The sequence below is a fragment of the Virgibacillus siamensis genome (assembly GCF_900162695.1).
GTDB lineage: Bacteria > Bacillota > Bacilli > Bacillales > Amphibacillaceae > Lentibacillus > Lentibacillus siamensis_A.
In genome coordinates, this window is record NZ_FUIH01000007.1 from 959,061 (window position 1) to 977,745 (window position 18,685).

The following is an 18,685-nucleotide window of genomic DNA, read 5'->3' on the forward strand; positions in this document are numbered from 1 at the left end:
ATGAGTGATCATTCCTTAAATCCGGAAGTAATGCCGCATGAACCGGAAAAAGCCACCCTTGAAGGCAAAAATAAATTTCTCGGCTTTTGGTTCTTCCTAGGCGGTGAAACTGTTCTTTTTGCTTGTCTGTTTGGAACGTACATTGCATTACGTAATTCAGCAGCGGGCGGACCAACGGAAAGTGAACTGTTCGGTCTGGAACTTGTCTTCTTGATGACGATTCTTCTGCTGACAAGTTCATTAACAAGTGTATATGCGGTTTACCATATGAAAAACAACTCGTTTAATAAGATGCAGCTTTGGCTGGGAATTACGGCCTTACTTGGCTTTGGATTTCTTGCATGTGAACTGTATGAATTTACACATTACATCCATGAATATGGATTTACATTCCGGTCATCAGCATTTGGCTCTGCATTTTATGCACTCGTTGGATTTCATGGCGGGCACGTGACATTTGGTCTTTGCTGGTTAATTTCGCTGATGATTCGAAATGCCAAACGCGGTTTGAATCTGTATAATGCGCCTAAATTCTACACATTTAGTCTTTACTGGCACTTTATTGACGTAGTATGGGTGTTTATTTTCACAGTAGTTTACCTGATGGGAAAGGTGGGTTAATGAATGTCGGAGAACTCAAACTCTAATCAGATTAATCCATTTCAAAAAGAAAAAAATAAAGAAGAAATGAAAAAACAACTGATTACTTTTGCTTTAATGATTATCTTCACGTTGATTGCATTTGGGATTGTAATCAGTGAAGCGATGGATAAAATGTTTGTCATACCTGTATTGATTATTCTTGCGGTAATCCAGGTAGGCTTCCAATTTTATTATTTCATGCATATGAAAGATAAAGATCATGAAATTCCGTCAATCCTAATCTACGGTGGTATTTGGGCAGCAATTCTGACCCTTACAGGATTGGGTGTCATTACTTGGTGGTAAGTTGTAAAAGAAGGTCCGGGGCACTGTTCCCGGCCTTTTTTTGTTTAATGTTAAATGAACCGATTTAAGGACTTCACCCGGTTCATGAAAGTTGATTTTCGGTCGGTGGTGGTTGATATCTTAACCGGGAAGGTCGATAAATGTTGATTAAGAGTTGATATTGTACTGAAGATGGTTGATAATATGAACTGCGAAACTGATTGTGTTATTTTACATGTCTTACATCCTTTTGTTCCTAAATTGTCACATAAGAAATGCGTGTTTGACCCAAAATGCGTTATAATTATAGAATAATCCATCTATGGAGTGGTTGTTTATGTGGTTGGAAATACAAATTTTCGGATTCCGTGCTTTATGGAGCCCTTTTTATTTTTTGTTTGTTTTGGGATTAGCATTGCTATATTTTCTTGTTACTGGACCGTATCGGCATAAATTCGGAGGTGGGGAGAAGCCTACCGGTAAACAAAAGTTTTTCTTTTATGCTGCAATGGTCTTATTGTATGCTGTCAAGGGTGCTCCAGTTGATCTTTTGTCACATATCATGCTGACAGCACACATGATTCAAATGGCTATCTACTACTTAATATTTCCGATTTTTATTATTAAAGGTATTCCGAAATGGATATGGGAAAAGATTGTTTATAAACCAGTAGTGAAGCCAATCATTTCATTTTTATCCAAGCCATTGATTTCACTTTTATTGTTTAATACATTATTTTCGTTGTATCACATGCCTGGGATCTTTGATTTTGCGAAATCATCACAGGTAGCACATACAAGTATTTCATTGATAATTTTAGTTGCAGCCTTTATTGTCTGGTGGCCGATTATGTCACCGTTGAAGGAGTTCGATAAGCTGTCACCACTTGCCAAAATATTTTACATCTTTGCTAATGGTGTCCTGATCACACCTGCCTGTGTATTGATCATCTTTGCGGATGTACCGGTCTATGCAGCATATTCACAGGATGGAGCTTGGATACAGGCGATGTCATTGTGTGTACCAAACGGTGTTCTGCAAAATATAACATACAGTATTTCAGGACCGGAGATGTTCTCTCCAATGACGACATTGGAGGATCAGCAACTGGGTGGAATTATTATGAAACTGATGCAGGAAATTACGTATGGAACTATGCTTGGAAAAATATTCTTTGGATGGTTTAATCGGGAGAGTTTACGGGTTGATCCAATCCCAACAACGAATTCAAGTGATTATTAATCGTAGTTTTTATCAAGAAAAGGAGACAGTTCGGATATGCCATTTCTACCGACAATCAGTACGTTTTTTATTATTTTAAGTGCCATCCTGGTAGCTTTCGGATGGAGGTTTATATTGAAAGATAAACCGAAAGCACATAAAAAAACAATGATTGCCGCTGCAATCAGTGCATTGCTTTTCTTTATTATTTATGTTTCAAGAACAGCTTTCATAGGGAATACCAGTTTTGGCGGGCCTGAAAGTATCGAAATTTATTATACCATTTTCCTGATATTCCACATTTTTTTAGCTACAACCGGTGCTATTTTTGGTGTGGTTACGATAACTTTGGCATTCAAACGCAAAATTAAGATTCATCGAAAAATCGGCCCTGTTACCAGTATTATCTGGTTCTTCAGTGCATTAACCGGTGTCATGGTTTATTTACTGCTGTATATTATTTATGATGGTGGAACAACGACAAGTATGCTAAAAGCCATTTTAGGCGGCTGAAAATAAAAGCGCGTGCAGGAGCCAGTAAAGTGTACCCTTTGTAAAGGACATTTTACACTCTCCTGCACGCTTTTTAAATTTTAAATTTCCATCTGATGATGCCTGCTTCTTTAGCCGATTTAAACGCAATAAGGAATAATGGACCTAATATAAAACCGGCTATTCCAATCAGTTTTACTCCCAAGAACATCGCAATAAGTGTTGCGAGCGGAGAAAGTCCTATATGCTGGCCCATCACTTTTGGTTCTACCGTTCTTCTGATAGCCAAAAGTATTACAGCTAGTATTGCCAGTTGGATACCTGTCGCGGTTTCTCCGGCAAGTAACATAAATAATGACCATGGACCAAGTATAATAATGGATCCAATCAATGGGATAAAATCAATGATCCAGATTATTAATGACATAATGATTGCAGCTTCCGGAGTTATGAAGAATAAACCGATTAGCGACACTACAAAAATAATAATGCTGACCAGAAATTGTGCTTTGAAAAAACCGAGAATAACATTGGAAAGGCGGGTATTCATGAAGGTTACTTTCTCAGCAGTTTCTTTTGTAAACATGTTGTACATTTTTTCTTTTACAGCAGGCAGTTCCAGCATAAATAAAAATAAGGCTATCAGGTAAACAAGAAAGCTGATCAGGTACTGCGGAATCATTGAAAAAATCTGAGCAATGTTATCAATGGTAATCTTTTCTTTGGCTGTATTACTTAAAGAGGTAAGGTTTGATTCGATACTGCTGGAGACCTGACGGATAAATTCGGGTGGAAGATTTTTGGTATATTGCTGTACTTCCTCCTCCCAGTCAGCATAAGCGGCATTGACCTTTTGAAAATAGACAGGTACTTCCTCCACAAAATTGACGACCTGTGTGACTGCTTTTGTAACGACAAATGTGCCTGTAAGTCCGACTAAAATAATAAACAGGACAAATACAATTATAACCGACGTCTTCCTGCTTATTTTCGTTTTTCGCTGGAACAGCCGGACAAGTGGATTCAGCATCAAAGCTGTGACTAAAGCAACTAGCAATGGTATTGAAATCGGTAATATAAAGTAACAGAATAGAATAAACAGAAGTGTGAAAAAAATCAGAGTCCATTGGCGTTTTGAAATAGATCGGAACAAGGTGGATAAAAATCTCCCTTCTGCATCAATATCAATATGTACTTATTAAAAATATAGCACTAAACTGCTGTTTTGAACAGAATTTGCTGAATACTTATTTTTTATGGAGGGCTATAGGTCGATGATTCCATAAAAAATCAACTGCTGTATAAATTCCGGCAGTTGATTTCGGATCGTGTAAGGTTACATTCCATTTATTTTGTATAAATTTCAATTTCCTTTTTAACTTTTGATACTAAATCAGCAGCACGGTTCACCAAATTCTCGGGGAAGTTTTCCTCTTCGCCATATTCAACACCATGCGGGTAGTAATGTTTCCCAAGAAGCGGTGTCATCAGTTTAATCACTGCATTGCCGCGATCAACATCACCTTCAACAGCATAACCTTGGATTCGGATGTAATATGTAATATTTTTTTCCTTTGAACTTATTTTGTAATCATATGTGACACGTTCGTAATCCCATTGTCCCGCGCGAATGAACGCGTGTTTACCCATCAGCCGATCCAGAGGCTTGATATCAACAATAGAGTCTTCAATACCTGTATTTTCCAGTCTCATTTTTACACCTCACATTTTTGTACTCACATAACAATAATAGTAAAAAAAAGTGCAAGTTGCAATACATATGGCATATCGAAGGAAATGAAGCATGTTTTTCGAATGTTGTATCATAAACTTAATAGAGAAAAAAGTATGTATTCTATTATTTATCATATAGTTAAGTATGGACAATTTGCGAAGAGGGGAAACTTATATGCGATTTATACTTGGACTGGTTGGGCTGCTGGTTATTGTGGCGGGAGGATTTTATCTTCTGGATAAAACACCCGAGGAGGCAATCAACCATACAGCCAATAAGCTGGAGCATAAGAATAATTTAGTGGAAACAAAGAAAATAACGGAACATAATCCAGTTCCGCTTGATGGGGATCTCTATCAGTGGATTGGAAAAGATACGGATGATTTAATGGGGAAGTTTGGCAAACCCGTCCGTAAAGATATGAGTGCGTATGGCTATGTATGGTGGGTTTATAAAAAGGGGAATAAGCAATACGTTCAGTTTGGTGTAGAAGACAATAAAGTGATGACAATTTATGCAATCGGGGATAATCTTTCGCTTGAACCGATTCACCTTGGCCAGAAGTACAAAGGTGTTAAAAAAACATTGGATTTTTCAGACGAGGTGACGTATAGTTCCGGTTTATCTTCATATACATTTAAACTGAAAAATCGGGAATTGGAATCACGACCACTGGCAAAGTTAACGGATCAAATCTTTATGCAGTGTTATATGGATACATTTACAAATAAACTTTCCTCTGTTCGTATCGCAACAGGTGAAGTATTATTGGAGCATCGCCCGTACGCAATGGAATATCGCGGGAAATTGCCGGCGAAACCGGACTTGTCCAAGTCTGTTTGGGATAAGGTGGAAAACGGCATGGAAAAACAAATATTTGATATAACGAATGTCATGCGATCAACCCATGGGAAATCATCATTAAAATGGAATAAGGAAATCAGCAAGGTTGCATTTAAGCATAGTAAAGATATGGCGGTGAACAATTACTTTTCCCATTACAGCAAAAATGGTGCGGGGTTAAAAGAACGTCTTGCTTCCCAGGAAGTATATTACCGGGCAGCAGGAGAAAACATTGCAGCAAAGTATCCTGACGCTCCATCAGCTATGAATGGATGGCTGAACAGTAAAGGACATCGGGAGGCACTGCTGAATGATGGCTATACGCATCTTGGTGCAGGCGTATACCACTTCTATTACACCCAAAACTTTTTGCAATTACCTCGATAAGATTTGGAAAGGTATGGTTGTTGTGCATTTTCTTTCTCACGCGAATTTGCCTAGTATCATACCATATTAGAAGAGACATCCAAACCGAGGTGAGTGAGTATGCATGATGTAGATCTGGATCCGTCAGTTAAGGAATTCAAAACGTTTATGAATAACCATCCCAAACTAATTGAAGAAGTAAGAAGAAATGGGCGGGAATGGCAGGAATATTATGAAAAATGGGCATTGCTGGATGAAGATGATCCATTTTGGGATGAATATAAGGAAAGAAACAGAACAGGTGGAAAACACCCTGAGTTCTTCAGTAAGATGATGGATATGACCGAGAAAATGGACGCTGAAAAAGTTCAAAAGCAAGTAAAGCAATTAAATCAAACCATTTCAATCATCCAGGAGATGCTGGGAAAGGTACAAAATAACCGAAAACCGACACAGCCTTTCGGAAACATAAATAATCCGTTTAACTGGAACAGGGATTAGGCGGGATACAAATGCAGCGAAATACGTACAAAGCACTTTATGAAAATCCATCCTATATTAATTTTGTAAGGCAGAATCCAATTTGGTACCGATATCTGACAAGGGAGCCGGACTGTATCCGGGAAATTGAAAGGGAAGCTAAGGTTTATTATGGCAAGACTCTTCCGCAGCGGGTTGAAAAGTTTGGTAATCATTTGCAGATGATTCATCTGTTTGCGCAACTCGCGGGCAGCATAAAGGATTAGAAAGTTTCCATTTAAATCTTCCTCCTTACATGATATGATGAAATTGGAGGTGGATTAAATGATTGGTACGATGGAGTATGTGGATATTCTTGATTATTCTGAGTCGTTGGGAAAGATGATACTGAATTCAGAAACAGCGGAAGCCTACAATGACTCCCGGAACGCTTTAATAGAAGATGAGGAAGCACAGCGGCTTATTGCATCTTTTAATGATATAAAGGGTCACTATGAGGATGTGCAGCGATTTGGCAGATACCACCCTGATTATAATGAAATTATGAAGAAAGTACGCACAGCCAAACGTGAAATGGATATGAATGATAAAGTAGCAGCATTCAAAATTGCTGAACGCAACCTGCAAAAGCTTCTTGATGAAGTCAGCAGCTATGTCGCGTTAAGTGTCAGTGAAGATATAAAAGCGCCTAAAGATGGTGCAGCACTTGTACATGGAGGATGCGGCAGCGGGGGTAAATGCGGATGCAAAGCTTCATAAAAGGATATATTGATAAGTTTCGTTTGTTTTGATAAACTGACATAAATGAAATGTAAGCGAGGACATACTATGAGATCGAATCGTCAAGGTTTAATCGTCTGGTTTCAACATATGAAAAACTTGAAACATATAAAACGATACGGGCATATGATTTATGCATCCAAAAAATTAAAATATGCTGTTCTGTATGTGGACCAGGATCAACTGGAAGATGTTGAGAACAAATTATTAAAGCATTCGTTCGTGTCCAAAGTAGATCAGTCACAGAAACCTTTTGTCCGGACAGATTATGAAAATGCCAAACCGGATAAGGCAAAACAATACGATTATAAAATGGGAATATAACCTTTGCGAAAAAGTTTTCGCAAAGGTTTTTTTAGCACCTAAAGGTTGAGGACAAAGTTGCTGTCTTCAAATCATTTAGAACATAAAAAAACCTGCAGACAAAAGTTCTGCAGGTCCCTTTGTTTCCTTGTCCAGAAAACAAAAAGGCAAAGGGAGAGGAGAAACCGGAGGAAGAACTTATGGGGAAGTGTAAGTCTTCTCCGTGTATGAAACAACCAATCAATTAGCTGCTTCATATGTTATTATGGACATGGAATTGAAATATATACACATTAAATTGAATTTTTGATAGGATTAATATCGGGACATGTCATTTGAGGTGGATTTATGCGGATAATAGCAGGAACATGTAAAGGCAGACAACTTCAGCCAGTAACGGGAAAGTCAACCCGGCCTACCACAGATAAGGTAAAAGAAGCAGTGTTTCAGATGATTGGACCATTTTTTAATGGTGGAAACTGTTTGGATCTTTTCGCTGGAAGTGGTTCCTTGGGATTGGAAGCGCTGAGTCGCGGGATGGCTCACGGGGTGTTTGTGGATAAACATCCAAAAGCAATACATACAATTCATGGTAATGTAAAAACATTAAACATGGAAGAAAAAACGGAAATATTTCGTGCGGATGCTTTTCGTGCATTACAAGCTGCATCAAAAAGAAACCTGCAATTTGATTTGGTTTTTCTTGATCCGCCTTATGGGAAAGTAAATTATGAAAAATTACTTGAAAAAATTGACGGTTTGCAGCTTTTGACGAAAAATGGCATGATTTATTGTGAACATGATACATCGGAACAGCTCGCACCGGAAATCGGGAACTTTTCAATTATGAAACATGCTGATTATGGCGGTACGATAGGCGTTACCATCTATAAGAGAAAAGAAGGGAGAGATCGCTATTGACAAGGCTGGCAATTTGTCCGGGAAGTTTTGATCCTGTTACATATGGACATTTGGATATTATTGAGCGGGGGGCAAGCATTTTTGATCATGTGATTGTTGTTGTTTTTAATAATCAGTCCAAGGCACCATTATTCACTGTTGAGGAAAGGCTGGAATTACTGAAACAATCGACTGGGCATTTATTGAACGTTTCAGTTGATTCATCCAGTGAGCTGTTAATTGACTATGCAACACAAAAAAACGCGCAAGCAGTTCTGCGTGGATTACGGGCAGTGAGTGACTTTGAATACGAAATGCAAATTACTTCGATGAACAGGAAACTGAATGAAAATATTGAGACATTGTTTATGATGACAAATAATCAATATTCATTCTTAAGTTCAAGCATTGTGAAAGAAGTAGCTAAATATAAAGCAAACGTGTCAGATTTAGTGCCGAAGCCAGTGGAAGAAGCGCTGAACAGAAAATATTAAGATATCAAAGATAGGAGGCTGTCCGTGGATGGATTAGCCTCCCCTTTTTTTGTATAATCGGTTAATCAGAATTAATGCAGCTAACAGCAAGCCGGAGAATGTAATCACTGGTCCGGCAATATCGAGATATTGCATGATATTTCCCCATGTACTGTCGGCCGGACCGTTTGAAACAGGTACCCCCTTAAAGTCAAAGGAAGTTCTGTTTAAATATAACGGTTTGAACAAAACCAAGGTTAAAATACCAGCAAAAACACCATGCAGTATCCGTGCGAAGAAATAGGGGCTGAACCTTATATCGGTCTTGGCAATTATACTTGCAACCTGGGCTTGTACAGAAAATCCGTTAAAGCCAAGAATAAAGCTGACGACCATAAACTTTGCAAGCAGGTTTGCTGTTTCGGTTTGTGAGATAGCTTTGGCACCTTGTGTTATTTCAAACAATCCGGAAAACAGCGGCAATGCAAGTTCTATGGGCAATGAAAGGACTTTCAGGACATAGGCGAGCATTGAGGCGATCAGTGGTGACACACCGATAATGAATAACAGTTTGGTAATGACGGAAAATAGAATAATAAAACCGCCGACCATAACAAGTGTTTTAATTGAATTTAATACAGCATCACCGACAATTTGCCCAAATGGCCGTTGATCGTTCATTCTTGACCGGTGCATTTCCCTGAATGCCTGAATGATGGAAGGTTTTCGTTTTTCCACTTTTGTCCTGGAATGTTCACTGTCACGTCCATAAAATCGCATGCAGATTCCAACGAGTGCATTGCCAATGTAATGTGAAGCGGCAAGTAAAACCCCAAGCTTCATATCGTAAAAAAAGCCAACAGATACTGCCCCGAAAATAAACAGTGGACTCGAAGCATTTGTAAAAGAAACAAGTCGTTCCGCTTCTACTTGAGACAGCTGTTCTTCCTCACGTAACCTTGCTGATATTTTTGCTCCGGTTGGATAACCGCTGGCCATACCCATTGCCCATGCAAAACTTCCAGCACCAGGAACTTTGAAAAGCGGCCGCATAATAGGTTCAAACAAAACACCGATAAATTTGACGACGCCAAAGCCGATTAACAGTTCCGCGGTTATAAAAAATGGCAATAACGATGGAAATACAACTTCCCACCACATACTTAATCCCCGGAGGCTTGCTTCAAATGCCTGATCGGGATATTTAATTAACGAAAAGGCGATGAATACAGTGGTCCCTGACAAAAGGATAGTTTTAATTTTTTGAATCAATGGAAAGCCCCCTAAACTAACCTGTCCCTGTACTTCTTTCTCTCATAGTAGTAAACTGGTTCTAGCGTATTTTGATTATTATTAATGTGCTTGTTTCAAGTTGAACAAGTCTATACAAATATACGCGCATACATATAACTTTTATGCCATAGACTTTGTAATATTCCAGAGTAGTTGTGGTACTTGAAACTGGAAGGAGTCCTAACATGAATGTCAATAAAAAACATATTGCGGCGTTTATTATCGTTATCCTGGCTGCGTTTTTCATTTCGGCTTATCAGCTTCCGTATTATGTGTACAAGCCGGGGGGAGCGGACGCACTAAATCCGATTGTTGAGGTTGAAGGTGGGTATTCAAGCAAAGGTGATATGCATCTTGTAACGGTCCGTGGCGGGCAAGTAACGCCAATTCAATATGTTTGGGCAAAGATTATGCCACATCAGGAATTACATCCGATCAGTGAAATCATGCCTGAAGGTGTTTCGGAAGAGGAATACTTTCATGCACAGCTTCGGATGATGGATTCATCCCAGGAGAAAGCAGTTGCCGTCGCCTATAAGGCAGCTAATAAAGATATTTCCATTCAATATAAGGGTGTATATGTAGTATCAGTTGTAAAAAATATGCCTGCGGACGGCAAGCTGAAACCGGCTGATCGGATTACCGGTATTGATGGAAAAAAGATTAAGAAAGCCGAGGATTTAATAAACTATGTAAAAGCTAAAGAAGCCGGCGATACCATTACCTTGAAAATAGTTCGGAATGGCAAAAAACTTACGAAAGAAATAAAACTTCAAACATTTGAGAAACTGGACGGAAAAGTGGGAATAGGTATTCGTTTAGTCACTGATCGCGGAGTGGAAGTTAACCCGGAGGTAAACTTTTCAAGTGGGAAAATTGGCGGACCAAGTGCAGGATTAATGTTTTCCCTTGAAATATATGATCAGCTTACCAAGAAAGACTTGACAAAGGGCTATCAAATTGCCGGTACGGGTGAAGTGGATTATGAAGGAAATGTTATGCGAATCGGCGGTATCGATAAGAAAGTAATTGCAGCTGATGAAGAAGGCTGTGATGTATTCTTTGCTCCAAATGAAAATGGAGCAAAAAATTCGAATTATAAAGTTGCAAAAAAAACCGCTGAGGAAATTGGTACAGATATGAAAATCGTGCCGGTCGATACATTTGAAGACGCTTTGCATTATCTGCAAGAAATGGAACCAGGAAAATAAGCAAAGGGACCCTGCGTGACAGGGTCTCTTTACATTTGAGTGATAATTGGCGGATTTAGTTCCTGGTCATGAAATGCTTTTTGTTTACCGGTTGCTAAAACACTATAATATGCGTTGTCAGCCTTTTCTTCCAAGTACAGTAGTGAACTTGATGTACGGTTTAAGTTGGAAATAAGCGGTACTTCCATTCTCTTTTTTTGCACATTTAGAAAGGATTGACCTTTCGCAGTCATACCAAGCAGGCGAACAAATGGAACGGTCGGGTTCTTTCTGGCAAATATCAGGTCATTTTTTTTTGTGTTGGTTAGCAGATGGACAAATATACGCTGCAGTCGTGTCCATGTATAGCGTTTTGTTTTTATCTGCCCCATCCAATCAACAAAGGAGATTGCTTCATTTGCTGTTCGTTTGATGCGGTGTTCCAATCCTTCATCAACTCCGCTTATCATAGCAATTTCACCTGTCGTCATCGTTTTAACACGGTATTGCAGGATTGGGAAGTACAGCTCCCAGTCGTGCCATATTCCGGATGACTGCTTATATTCATCCAGTTGTTGTGTTGTCCCGGCAGGCATGGTTTTAGCCAAGTCGGGTGTAATGGACTTATCCGCAAGCAATTCTTTTCGAATGCTTGTGGCGCTGGCAACGGTCCCTGTGTAGTTTTGATCGTGATAGTTACTATTTGTACGCTTGATGGTTAACGGTTCAATAGGCAGGTTATTTTCCAAAATTGTTTTAACGTACCCGAAACCAAGGATATTATTCGGTCGTGACAAATCCATTTCTGATGCAGCCAGTCCAATTTCCTGGTAAGCCATTCTGCTGGCTTCCGGAAACGATAATCCCTGACCAAGTGCTTCTTTCAGAGTTTTTCGGAATGTGTTTTCGTTATCCACGAACCGCTCGAATCCCTTTTTGAAATGGGAGACATCGCCAGATTCACTGCCGAAGCAAATACTGGATACACCGATTTCATTTAACGTCTGTACAGAACCCTTCGTGAACAAATCACTGCTCTGCACAGCATATGCGTACGGAAGTTCCAAAACGATGTCAATTCCTGCAGACAGTGCGGCTTTGGTCCGGTGGAATTTATCGATGATTGCCGGTTCGCCGCGCTGCAAAAAATTCCCGCTCATAACCGCTATCATGCAATCCGCATCAGCGGCTTTTTGGGATTCCTGTATATGGTACACATGCCCATTGTGAAAAGGATTATATTCGACGATTACACCACAGGCTTTCATAAAGTCACATCCTTGCAATATATTGGTATTAATTGTATCAAAAAAAGAAAAAGTGCGCATTGTTGCAAATGGTTATGTATGAACAGAACGGGAATACTGATTTGTAAGCTGTTCGTTAGTTTGTTTTGATTTATCCAAAATACCAATGAACACTGCTTTAAAAGTATCCAACTGTAAAGAAAAAATGTTGACAAAAGATGATTTTCCTTTTAAAATAACTCTTGTTGCCATGAGGTGATAAAAATGAAATTTACTGTAGGTCAAATTAAGAAAAATGCCTACAATGAGCCTTTTGAATTTGATGAGTGGGTAGATGTTTCTGAACTGGAAAAGATGAATAATGATATACGAAAGATTGATCCTGTAAATGTTTATGGGACAGTTTTCGATGAGGGTGATGAAATTATTTTTTCTTGTTCAATTGATGGTAAAATGATTTTGCCATGCGCCCGTACATTAGTAGATGTGCCATACCCTTTCGAAATTAAGGCTACTGAGGTGTTTTCCGAATCGATCTATAATAATGATGAGGAACTGGAAGATGAAATTCATCCAATTGATGGAGAAGTACTTGACTTAACTCCACTTATCAAGGAAAATATTTTATTAGAGGTTCCATATCGGGTATTTTCCAAAGATGAAAATGCCACCAGTCAAGCTCCAACAGAAGGAGAAGGCTGGGAATTAATTTCAGAGGATGCCAATGAAAAAAAGATTGACCCCCGTTTTAAGAAACTGGAGTCATTACTTAATAATGAGGAGAAAGAAAAATAGGAATTATTTATTCTGGTTTTTGCTTTCATGTTTGAAGGAGGTGTAAGTCATGGCAGTACCAAAGCGTAGAACTTCCAAAAAGGTGAAAAATCAACGTCGTACCCATAAAAAGCTGCATGTACCTGGCATGGTAGAATGCTCAAACTGTGGTGAATTGACAAAACCGCATCATGTATGTAAATCATGCGGACACTATGACGGGAAAGAAGTCGTATCAGAAGCATAAATGAAACGAAACAGATCACTGTTATAGAGTGATCTGTTTTTTTATGTTTTTAATATCATTCGATCCATGTCAGCCATCGCTAATATATTCCTGAATAATATGCTACAATTAATGCAGTACACGAATAGAGAGGAATTCAATGAATGGAGAACATACAATACATACATCATGATGATGGATTTGGAATAATTCGATTACAGCGGCCGGAAAAACATAATGCAATTTCTGTTGAAATGGCTGATCAGTTGAAAATTGCAGTCAAAACCGCCAAAGAGGAAAACGTTAAATTTTTAGTTATTGCCGCATCCGGTGAGAAAATGTTCTGTGCAGGCGGTGATCTTGCCAATCTGCATGGTGATCTGACGTCTGATGAAGCTTTTTCTGCCTTGTATCCGATGAAAGAGGTTTTATATGATATTGCTTCATTTCCAGTGCCAACGATTGGTTTATTGAATGGGGACGCGCTTGGAGGAGGATGTGAAATTGCAACGGCCTGTGATTTTCGCATTGCCAGGGAACATACCCGTTTTGGATTTGTACAAACAACATTGGGCATTGCGCCGGGCTGGGGCGGTGGTGCATTGCTGTATGAAAAGGTTCTTCCCAGTTTTGCGTACCATTGGATATTGGAAGGCGGGATTTACGATGCCGCGTATTTATTTAATAAGGAGTGGATTCATAAGGTAGTTGCCAAACAAGAGTGGGATGAAGAAAAACTATTAGCCCCATATGCCTCAAGATCCTTTAAGCAAATGAAGATATTGAAAAGGCAATATTTGAAACGAACTTCTGTACTTGGATTGGCGGCGGCAATGAGCGATGAAGTCCGAAACAGCGCAAATTTATGGGATTCAGAAGAACATAAAGAAGCTGTCAGCAAGTTTCATAATCGAAAGTAAGCAGAAATATTCTTCTTGGATAAGATAGAAATTTTCAAACTATTTAATCGGAATTATTCTATCACTCCTACTTTTTGCATACATTGATAGCAAACAGTAAGGAGGGATGTCATGAATGCCACACGTCAGGATGCATGGACGAAAGATGAAGATATAATATTGGCTGAAACAGTTCTCCGCCATATCCGTGAAGGAAAAACTCAGCTTGAAGCATTTAAGGAAGTGGGCAAAGAATTATCGCGTACTTCTGCAGCCTGTGGATTCAGGTGGAATGCTTCAATCCGAAAACAATATCAGGATGCAATAGACCAGGCAAAAGAAGAACGCAAAAAGGGAAACCGGAAAAAGGCATGGCAATATATTGAACCTGGTAATGCGTCTGAAAGAGACCCAATTGATACAGCAATTCTTTTACTAGAAAGAATGCGAACCGATAATGGTGATGGGGATGAAAATTGTCAATCTGAACAGTCAAGTACACTGAAACAGTTGGAATCTGAGAATGAAATGTTAAAACAAAAATTAAAAAATTATCAGGAAGCATGGACTGAGATGGCAAACCTATGGAAATGGGTTGAAGAAAAAAACCGAAACTGAAGCAAAAAGACATGAATGCCAATGGAGGCAATTCATGTCTTAATTTTTTATACTTCTTTTTCTTCTACTCCTTCAGGCATCCAAATAAGCGGATTTTCCCCAAGGTCTCTTTCCATTTCATATTTGGCTTTTTGGAAGTTCATTTTTTCCCAGAAGCCATGTGAGTTAATGCGTGGGTTTGTTTTAATCGGCAATTTGAAGCTTTTGGCAAAGTCAACTAACGCCGTTCCAAATCCGCGTCCGCGGTAATCCGGTAAAATCTCAAGTTTCCAAAGTTCCAGGTAATCCTGAGGAGGCTCAAAATATTGGTCATATTTGGCGCTTATCTGATAAAGACTCATGCGGGCAACAAGATTATTGCCAACATAGATACCATAAAAAGGTGATCTGCTGTCGTTTTCAATAATATTGCTTTGTAAATCCTCCAGCATGGATAATTCCTGATTGCCATATTCTTTAAAACGTTTAAACTTTTCAAGTGTCTTATAGTTGATTAGAAGTTTTTCAACCTTAACCTGATTATTCACTTTTTATCCCCCTAATCGAAAGAATGTATGATTACCAATATATTTTCATTATAATATAAACTTGTTTAATTTGAAATCAGTTCATGCTAAAACATATGAATAATTACGTACAAAGCAATGGACATCTGCTACAATATAAGAAAAAACATATGCAGGGAGCGGAATATCAAATGAAAGTTGGTATTATCGGAGGAGGTTCAGTCGGATTGCTGATTGGCAGCAAATTGGCGGTGCATCATAAGATAACCATTTATGTGAGACGCACTGAACAAAAGGCAAGCATAAAGAAAAATGGTATCTTTGTGGATAAGTCAGATAAGCCGGTAAAAGTGAATGCACAACTGATGGATTATCCGGGAAAGGAAGACATTTTCATTGTTTGTGTTAAACAAGAGCATATCACCAGTGTATTGACATTTATCCAGCACGTACGTTCAGGAGTGCCGGTTATTTTTCTGCAGAACGGAATGGGGCATATTGATAAACTGCTGCCATTGGAGCTTCCGATTATGGTGGGAGTGGTTGAACATGGAGCAAACCGGGTCAACGACTATACTGTTTTACATACAGGGGAAGGGACAATAAAACTGGCTGGTCTGGTTGGTGATGGTGTGATGTTATCGTCCGTGGCGGACAAGTTGCATCGTTCCGGTTTTCCTTTTCAATTTTCGTTGGATTGGAAATCGCTTCTTTATGAGAAACTTATCATTAACGCTGTTATTAACCCATTAACAGCGCTGTTTGATGTGCGAAATGGCATGATCTTGGAAAATCGTTACCTAAAGCAACTTGCCTGTGATTTATGTTATGAGGCGTCATCTATTCTAAATGTGGATTTTACATCTGCATGGCAACAAGTGCAGTATGTTATCCGGAATACCAGTGAGAATGTATCGTCAATGCTGAAAGATATCCGGGAAAACAGACGGACAGAGATTGATATGATAACCGGCTATTTGGTTGAAAACAGTACTGAAAACATACCGAATACAACTTTTATATATAGAAGTATTAAAGCATTGGAAATGAAAAAGGGGAATATCGAATAATGCTGGATATCATAATTTATTTACTTGCGCTGATTATTACCGCTCCTATTGCTGTAACCTGGATTGTTTATTTGATTGGTTTCAAACTATACAGGCATAAATGGAAAGCACTTCATAAATCGGTTAACTGGACAACCCCGCTTTATATAATTGCCGTTCTTGTTCTGTTTAATCTTATATTCGAACAATCATTTTTTGGCGTCCTCCTGGTCGTATTACCCAGCCTATTTACAATTATTGCAGTTGTCCAATGGAGGCTTTATACAGAAGTGGCATTTCGAAATATTTTTAAAATATTTTGGCGCATTTGCTTTCTTTTGTTCGGGATATTGTACTGTCTTTTGATATTGATTGGAATAGTAAAACAAATTCTAAGTTGATATGATACGTATAAAAACAGATTAAATGAAATTGCAGGGACTTTTATGTACAATACTTACTGGATAGTTCAATAGTAAAGGAGTATGCAGCTATGCAGATCAATCCGGTTAATTTGGGAAAGCAAAACCCATTAATAGATGATTACCGGCAACAAAAAACAGAAATTATGCGGCATTTTGATTACAATCCTTTTTTGGATTCAACATACAGTAAGCGGCTTGCTTCATTAAGTGAAAGAAGTTTTGACAGAAAATCGTTAACGGAAGCTTTGATCACACTGAATAAAAAATGGGGAGCCCCGGAATCTGCATATGTGAATATTCAACGATTGGAACAGGATAACAGTGCAGTTGTTATTGGCGGGCAGCAGGCAGGATTGTTGACCGGGCCGTTGTATACGGTTAATAAGATTATATCAATTGTACAATTTGCGAAACAGCAGGAAAAAAGACTAGGCAGACCGATTGTTCCGGTTTTTTGGATAGCGGGAGAAGATCATGACTTTGATGAAATTAACCATATCTACATTCCGGAACAAACGGAAATGAGAAAACATACGATTCAACAGCGGGTTGAGGAGAAGCGCTCTTTATCCGATATTCAAATAGATAAAGCAGATGCGGAAAAGTGGCTTTATCAATTATTTGGAGAGTTGGGGGAAACCAATTTCACAGCGAATTTATATGAAACAGTTCAGGATTGTTTACAAAAATCACATACATATGTTGATTTTTTTGCGCGTTTGATCCATCGATTGTTCGCCAATGAAGGGCTTGTGCTTGTTGACTCTGGTGCTCCCGAATTCCGCAAGTTGGAAAGCATGCATTTTGAAACATTGATTAATCGTCAACCTGAAATCAGTAAAGGTGTTTATCAGTCTTTGCAGAAATTGAAAACACGAAATTACCCTGTCTCATTGGAGCTCGAGAAGGATGATGGTCATTTATTTATCCACCATAATCAGGAGCGTATCCTGCTGACCCGCAATGAAAATGGTGAATGGTCAGGAAAGCAAAATGAACTGGTTTTGTCAGAGCAGGAGCTTTTGGATATAGCCAGGAAAACCCCTGCATTATTAAGCAATAATGTAGTTACAAGGCCAGTCATGCAGGAACTGCTTTTTCCTACGCTTGCATTTGTGGGAGGGCCGGGTGAAATCAGTTACTGGGCTGCATTAAAACCTGCTTTTAATGCGGTGGGGATTGAAATGCCACCTGTTCTGCCAAGGCTTTCCTTTACGCTAATGGAAAAAAGGGTGGAAAAAGCATTGAATAAATACTCATTGTCCGCGGAAGATGTCATTAGAAATGGTGCAGGGGAACTGAAGACAAATTGGCTGCGCACTCAACAGGATCCTCCTGTTCAGCAATTGGCGTCTGAAATAAAAAATACAATTGCACAAGTTCATGCACCACTAAGGAGTGTGGCCGGGGAAGTACGGCATGACCTTGGGGAACTTGCGGATCGTAATTTGTTTTATTTACAGCGTGATATCGATTTTATGGAAAAGCGAATTGTAAAAGCGATTGAGGAAAAGTATACAAAAGAATTGGGCGAGTTTAACCTTGCTGAAATGGCTCTTCACCCAAACGGTGGGTTACAGGAAAGAACCTGGAATCCAATCTCATTTATAAATAAATATGGACCGGAATTTATAGGGCAACTGGCACATGAGACATGTTCATTTGAGCATAAGCATTTTATTGTTTATATGTAATCAACCACTTTCCACCACCACTTACACAAAGATGTTTAAAACCATGTTCATATATAGGTTCAATATGCAGAAAAGCGTTGGGAAACACGAAATCCCGGCGTTTTTTTTGTATTTCAAAAACGGCTGGAATGCTTCTCTTTCGGGGGGTTTGGTACTGTCATTAAATTGAAATCATTTTTTTTGGAAATGAGGTGGTGAATTGTGGGGGAATGTGGTAACATAGGAAATATGAAAGTGGGGCGA

General features: G+C 38.9%; 24 protein-coding genes. 19 read left to right on the plus strand and 5 right to left on the minus strand.

The window, feature by feature from the left end:
• The 4 genes from B1K71_RS08525 (at position 1) to B1K71_RS08540 (ending at position 2,662) form a co-directional block, all read left to right on the plus strand.
• Positions 1-621 carry a cytochrome (ubi)quinol oxidase subunit III gene (locus B1K71_RS08525; RefSeq protein WP_077325949.1) on the plus strand — a complete coding sequence of 207 codons (621 nt, stop codon included), beginning with the start codon at positions 1-3 and terminating at the stop codon, positions 619-621.
• 3 nt (positions 622-624) lie between these two features.
• On the plus strand, positions 625-948 hold the full coding sequence (gene ctaF, locus B1K71_RS08530) for a cytochrome c oxidase subunit IVB (RefSeq protein WP_077325951.1): 324 nt from the start codon (positions 625-627) through the stop codon (positions 946-948).
• Between the two features lie 316 nt (positions 949-1,264).
• Positions 1,265-2,170 carry a cytochrome c oxidase assembly factor CtaG gene (ctaG, locus tag B1K71_RS08535; RefSeq protein ID WP_077325952.1) on the plus strand — a complete coding sequence of 302 codons (906 nt, stop codon included), beginning with the start codon at positions 1,265-1,267 and terminating at the stop codon, positions 2,168-2,170.
• A 36-nt stretch (positions 2,171-2,206) separates the two neighbouring features.
• Entirely contained in the window at positions 2,207-2,662 is a 456-nt protein-coding gene (locus B1K71_RS08540; protein ID WP_077325954.1) for a DUF420 domain-containing protein, read from the plus strand.
• Between the two features lie 73 nt (positions 2,663-2,735).
• Here the strand turns inward: B1K71_RS08540 and ytvI are convergent, their stop codons facing one another.
• Positions 2,736-3,794: a sporulation integral membrane protein YtvI gene (ytvI, locus tag B1K71_RS08545; RefSeq protein WP_077325956.1), complete on the minus strand. Its 1,059-nt coding sequence runs from the start codon at positions 3,792-3,794 to the stop codon at positions 2,736-2,738.
• Between the two features lie 194 nt (positions 3,795-3,988).
• The gene (locus B1K71_RS08550) at positions 3,989-4,354 is read right to left on the minus strand and encodes a YugN family protein (protein ID WP_077325958.1); all 366 of its coding nucleotides are present in this window, start codon (positions 4,352-4,354) and stop codon (positions 3,989-3,991) included.
• 196 nt (positions 4,355-4,550) lie between these two features.
• On the opposite strand from B1K71_RS08550, the gene B1K71_RS08555 reads away from it, so the two are divergent.
• The 7 genes from B1K71_RS08555 (at position 4,551) to coaD (ending at position 8,542) form a co-directional block, all read left to right on the plus strand.
• Complete coding sequence (locus B1K71_RS08555; RefSeq protein WP_077325960.1) at positions 4,551-5,606, plus strand: CAP domain-containing protein; 1,056 nt, start codon at positions 4,551-4,553, stop codon at positions 5,604-5,606.
• Between the two features lie 99 nt (positions 5,607-5,705).
• Positions 5,706-6,086 carry a YlbD family protein gene (locus B1K71_RS08560; protein WP_077325962.1) on the plus strand — a complete coding sequence of 127 codons (381 nt, stop codon included), beginning with the start codon at positions 5,706-5,708 and terminating at the stop codon, positions 6,084-6,086.
• 11 nt (positions 6,087-6,097) lie between these two features.
• Positions 6,098-6,331: a YlbE-like family protein gene (locus tag B1K71_RS08565; protein WP_077325965.1), complete on the plus strand. Its 234-nt coding sequence runs from the start codon at positions 6,098-6,100 to the stop codon at positions 6,329-6,331.
• Positions 6,332-6,389: 58 nt separating this feature from the next.
• Entirely contained in the window at positions 6,390-6,824 is a 435-nt protein-coding gene (locus tag B1K71_RS08570; RefSeq protein ID WP_077325966.1) for a YlbF family regulator, read from the plus strand.
• Positions 6,825-6,893: 69 nt separating this feature from the next.
• Positions 6,894-7,169: a YlbG family protein gene (locus B1K71_RS08575; RefSeq protein WP_077325968.1), complete on the plus strand. Its 276-nt coding sequence runs from the start codon at positions 6,894-6,896 to the stop codon at positions 7,167-7,169.
• Positions 7,170-7,496: 327 nt separating this feature from the next.
• Positions 7,497-8,069, plus strand: a complete 573-nt coding sequence (rsmD, locus tag B1K71_RS08580; protein ID WP_077325970.1) for a 16S rRNA (guanine(966)-N(2))-methyltransferase RsmD — start codon at positions 7,497-7,499, stop codon at positions 8,067-8,069.
• Positions 8,066-8,542 (plus strand): pantetheine-phosphate adenylyltransferase, encoded by a 477-nt coding sequence (gene coaD, locus B1K71_RS08585; protein ID WP_077325972.1) that lies wholly within the window; start codon positions 8,066-8,068, stop codon positions 8,540-8,542. Before rsmD ends, coaD begins: the two co-directional genes overlap by 4 nt.
• Positions 8,543-8,575: 33 nt before the next feature.
• Here the strand turns inward: coaD and ylbJ are convergent, their stop codons facing one another.
• On the minus strand, positions 8,576-9,793 hold the full coding sequence (gene ylbJ, locus B1K71_RS08590) for a sporulation integral membrane protein YlbJ (protein ID WP_077325974.1): 1,218 nt from the start codon (positions 9,791-9,793) through the stop codon (positions 8,576-8,578).
• Between the two features lie 206 nt (positions 9,794-9,999).
• Here ylbJ and B1K71_RS08595 point away from each other — a divergent pair, with 206 nt between their 5' ends.
• On the plus strand, positions 10,000-11,025 hold the full coding sequence (locus tag B1K71_RS08595; protein WP_077325976.1) for a SepM family pheromone-processing serine protease: 1,026 nt from the start codon (positions 10,000-10,002) through the stop codon (positions 11,023-11,025).
• A gap of 29 nt (positions 11,026-11,054) precedes the next feature.
• Here the strand turns inward: B1K71_RS08595 and B1K71_RS08600 are convergent, their stop codons facing one another.
• The gene (locus tag B1K71_RS08600) at positions 11,055-12,272 is read right to left on the minus strand and encodes a nucleotidyltransferase (RefSeq protein WP_077325978.1); all 1,218 of its coding nucleotides are present in this window, start codon (positions 12,270-12,272) and stop codon (positions 11,055-11,057) included.
• 243 nt (positions 12,273-12,515) lie between these two features.
• Between B1K71_RS08600 and B1K71_RS08605 the strand changes: the two genes are divergently transcribed.
• The 4 genes from B1K71_RS08605 (at position 12,516) to B1K71_RS08620 (ending at position 14,768) form a co-directional block, all read left to right on the plus strand.
• Positions 12,516-13,046: a YceD family protein gene (locus B1K71_RS08605; protein ID WP_077325980.1), complete on the plus strand. Its 531-nt coding sequence runs from the start codon at positions 12,516-12,518 to the stop codon at positions 13,044-13,046.
• 49 nt (positions 13,047-13,095) lie between these two features.
• On the plus strand, positions 13,096-13,272 hold the full coding sequence (rpmF, locus tag B1K71_RS08610) for a 50S ribosomal protein L32 (RefSeq protein ID WP_077325982.1): 177 nt from the start codon (positions 13,096-13,098) through the stop codon (positions 13,270-13,272).
• A 143-nt stretch (positions 13,273-13,415) separates the two neighbouring features.
• The gene (locus B1K71_RS08615) at positions 13,416-14,171 is read left to right on the plus strand and encodes an enoyl-CoA hydratase/isomerase family protein (RefSeq protein ID WP_077325984.1); all 756 of its coding nucleotides are present in this window, start codon (positions 13,416-13,418) and stop codon (positions 14,169-14,171) included.
• A 111-nt stretch (positions 14,172-14,282) separates the two neighbouring features.
• A complete protein-coding gene (locus B1K71_RS08620; protein WP_077325986.1) occupies positions 14,283-14,768 on the plus strand; it encodes an RsfA family transcriptional regulator in 486 nt (161 codons plus the stop codon).
• 47 nt (positions 14,769-14,815) lie between these two features.
• On the opposite strand, the gene B1K71_RS08625 is transcribed toward B1K71_RS08620, so the two are convergent.
• Positions 14,816-15,295 (minus strand): N-acetyltransferase, encoded by a 480-nt coding sequence (locus B1K71_RS08625; protein WP_077325988.1) that lies wholly within the window; start codon positions 15,293-15,295, stop codon positions 14,816-14,818.
• Between the two features lie 170 nt (positions 15,296-15,465).
• Here B1K71_RS08625 and B1K71_RS08630 point away from each other — a divergent pair, with 170 nt between their 5' ends.
• The 3 genes from B1K71_RS08630 (at position 15,466) to bshC (ending at position 18,442) form a co-directional block, all read left to right on the plus strand.
• Entirely contained in the window at positions 15,466-16,344 is an 879-nt protein-coding gene (locus B1K71_RS08630) for a 2-dehydropantoate 2-reductase (protein ID WP_175631877.1), read from the plus strand.
• Positions 16,344-16,724 (plus strand): DUF3397 domain-containing protein, encoded by a 381-nt coding sequence (locus B1K71_RS08635; protein WP_077325992.1) that lies wholly within the window; start codon positions 16,344-16,346, stop codon positions 16,722-16,724. The genes B1K71_RS08630 and B1K71_RS08635 overlap by 1 nt, the downstream gene beginning before the upstream one ends.
• 92 nt (positions 16,725-16,816) lie before the next feature.
• Positions 16,817-18,442 (plus strand): bacillithiol biosynthesis cysteine-adding enzyme BshC, encoded by a 1,626-nt coding sequence (gene bshC / locus B1K71_RS08640; RefSeq protein WP_077325994.1) that lies wholly within the window; start codon positions 16,817-16,819, stop codon positions 18,440-18,442.
• Positions 18,443-18,685 lie beyond the last annotated feature (243 nt).

Bases quoted from the DNA above. Each gene is read 5' to 3' on its own strand.
- B1K71_RS08525 (WP_077325949.1), top strand. From the start codon at position 1: ATGAGTGATCATTCCTTAAATCCGGAAGTAATGCCGCATGAACCGGAA.
- ctaF (WP_077325951.1), top strand. From the start codon at position 625: ATGTCGGAGAACTCAAACTCTAATCAGATTAATCCATTTCAAAAAGAA.
- ctaG (WP_077325952.1), top strand. From the start codon at position 1,265: ATGTGGTTGGAAATACAAATTTTCGGATTCCGTGCTTTATGGAGCCCT.
- B1K71_RS08540 (WP_077325954.1), top strand. From the start codon at position 2,207: ATGCCATTTCTACCGACAATCAGTACGTTTTTTATTATTTTAAGTGCC.
- B1K71_RS08550 (WP_077325958.1), bottom strand. From the start codon at position 4,354: ATGAGACTGGAAAATACAGGTATTGAAGACTCTATTGTTGATATCAAG.
- B1K71_RS08555 (WP_077325960.1), top strand. From the start codon at position 4,551: ATGCGATTTATACTTGGACTGGTTGGGCTGCTGGTTATTGTGGCGGGA.
- B1K71_RS08560 (WP_077325962.1), top strand. From the start codon at position 5,706: ATGCATGATGTAGATCTGGATCCGTCAGTTAAGGAATTCAAAACGTTT.
- B1K71_RS08565 (WP_077325965.1), top strand. From the start codon at position 6,098: ATGCAGCGAAATACGTACAAAGCACTTTATGAAAATCCATCCTATATT.
- B1K71_RS08570 (WP_077325966.1), top strand. From the start codon at position 6,390: ATGATTGGTACGATGGAGTATGTGGATATTCTTGATTATTCTGAGTCG.
- B1K71_RS08575 (WP_077325968.1), top strand. From the start codon at position 6,894: ATGAGATCGAATCGTCAAGGTTTAATCGTCTGGTTTCAACATATGAAA.
- rsmD (WP_077325970.1), top strand. From the start codon at position 7,497: ATGCGGATAATAGCAGGAACATGTAAAGGCAGACAACTTCAGCCAGTA.
- B1K71_RS08595 (WP_077325976.1), top strand. From the start codon at position 10,000: ATGAATGTCAATAAAAAACATATTGCGGCGTTTATTATCGTTATCCTG.
- B1K71_RS08600 (WP_077325978.1), bottom strand. From the start codon at position 12,272: ATGAAAGCCTGTGGTGTAATCGTCGAATATAATCCTTTTCACAATGGG.
- B1K71_RS08605 (WP_077325980.1), top strand. From the start codon at position 12,516: ATGAAATTTACTGTAGGTCAAATTAAGAAAAATGCCTACAATGAGCCT.
- rpmF (WP_077325982.1), top strand. From the start codon at position 13,096: ATGGCAGTACCAAAGCGTAGAACTTCCAAAAAGGTGAAAAATCAACGT.
- B1K71_RS08615 (WP_077325984.1), top strand. From the start codon at position 13,416: ATGGAGAACATACAATACATACATCATGATGATGGATTTGGAATAATT.
- B1K71_RS08620 (WP_077325986.1), top strand. From the start codon at position 14,283: ATGAATGCCACACGTCAGGATGCATGGACGAAAGATGAAGATATAATA.
- B1K71_RS08630 (WP_175631877.1), top strand. From the start codon at position 15,466: ATGAAAGTTGGTATTATCGGAGGAGGTTCAGTCGGATTGCTGATTGGC.
- B1K71_RS08635 (WP_077325992.1), top strand. From the start codon at position 16,344: ATGCTGGATATCATAATTTATTTACTTGCGCTGATTATTACCGCTCCT.
- bshC (WP_077325994.1), top strand. From the start codon at position 16,817: ATGCAGATCAATCCGGTTAATTTGGGAAAGCAAAACCCATTAATAGAT.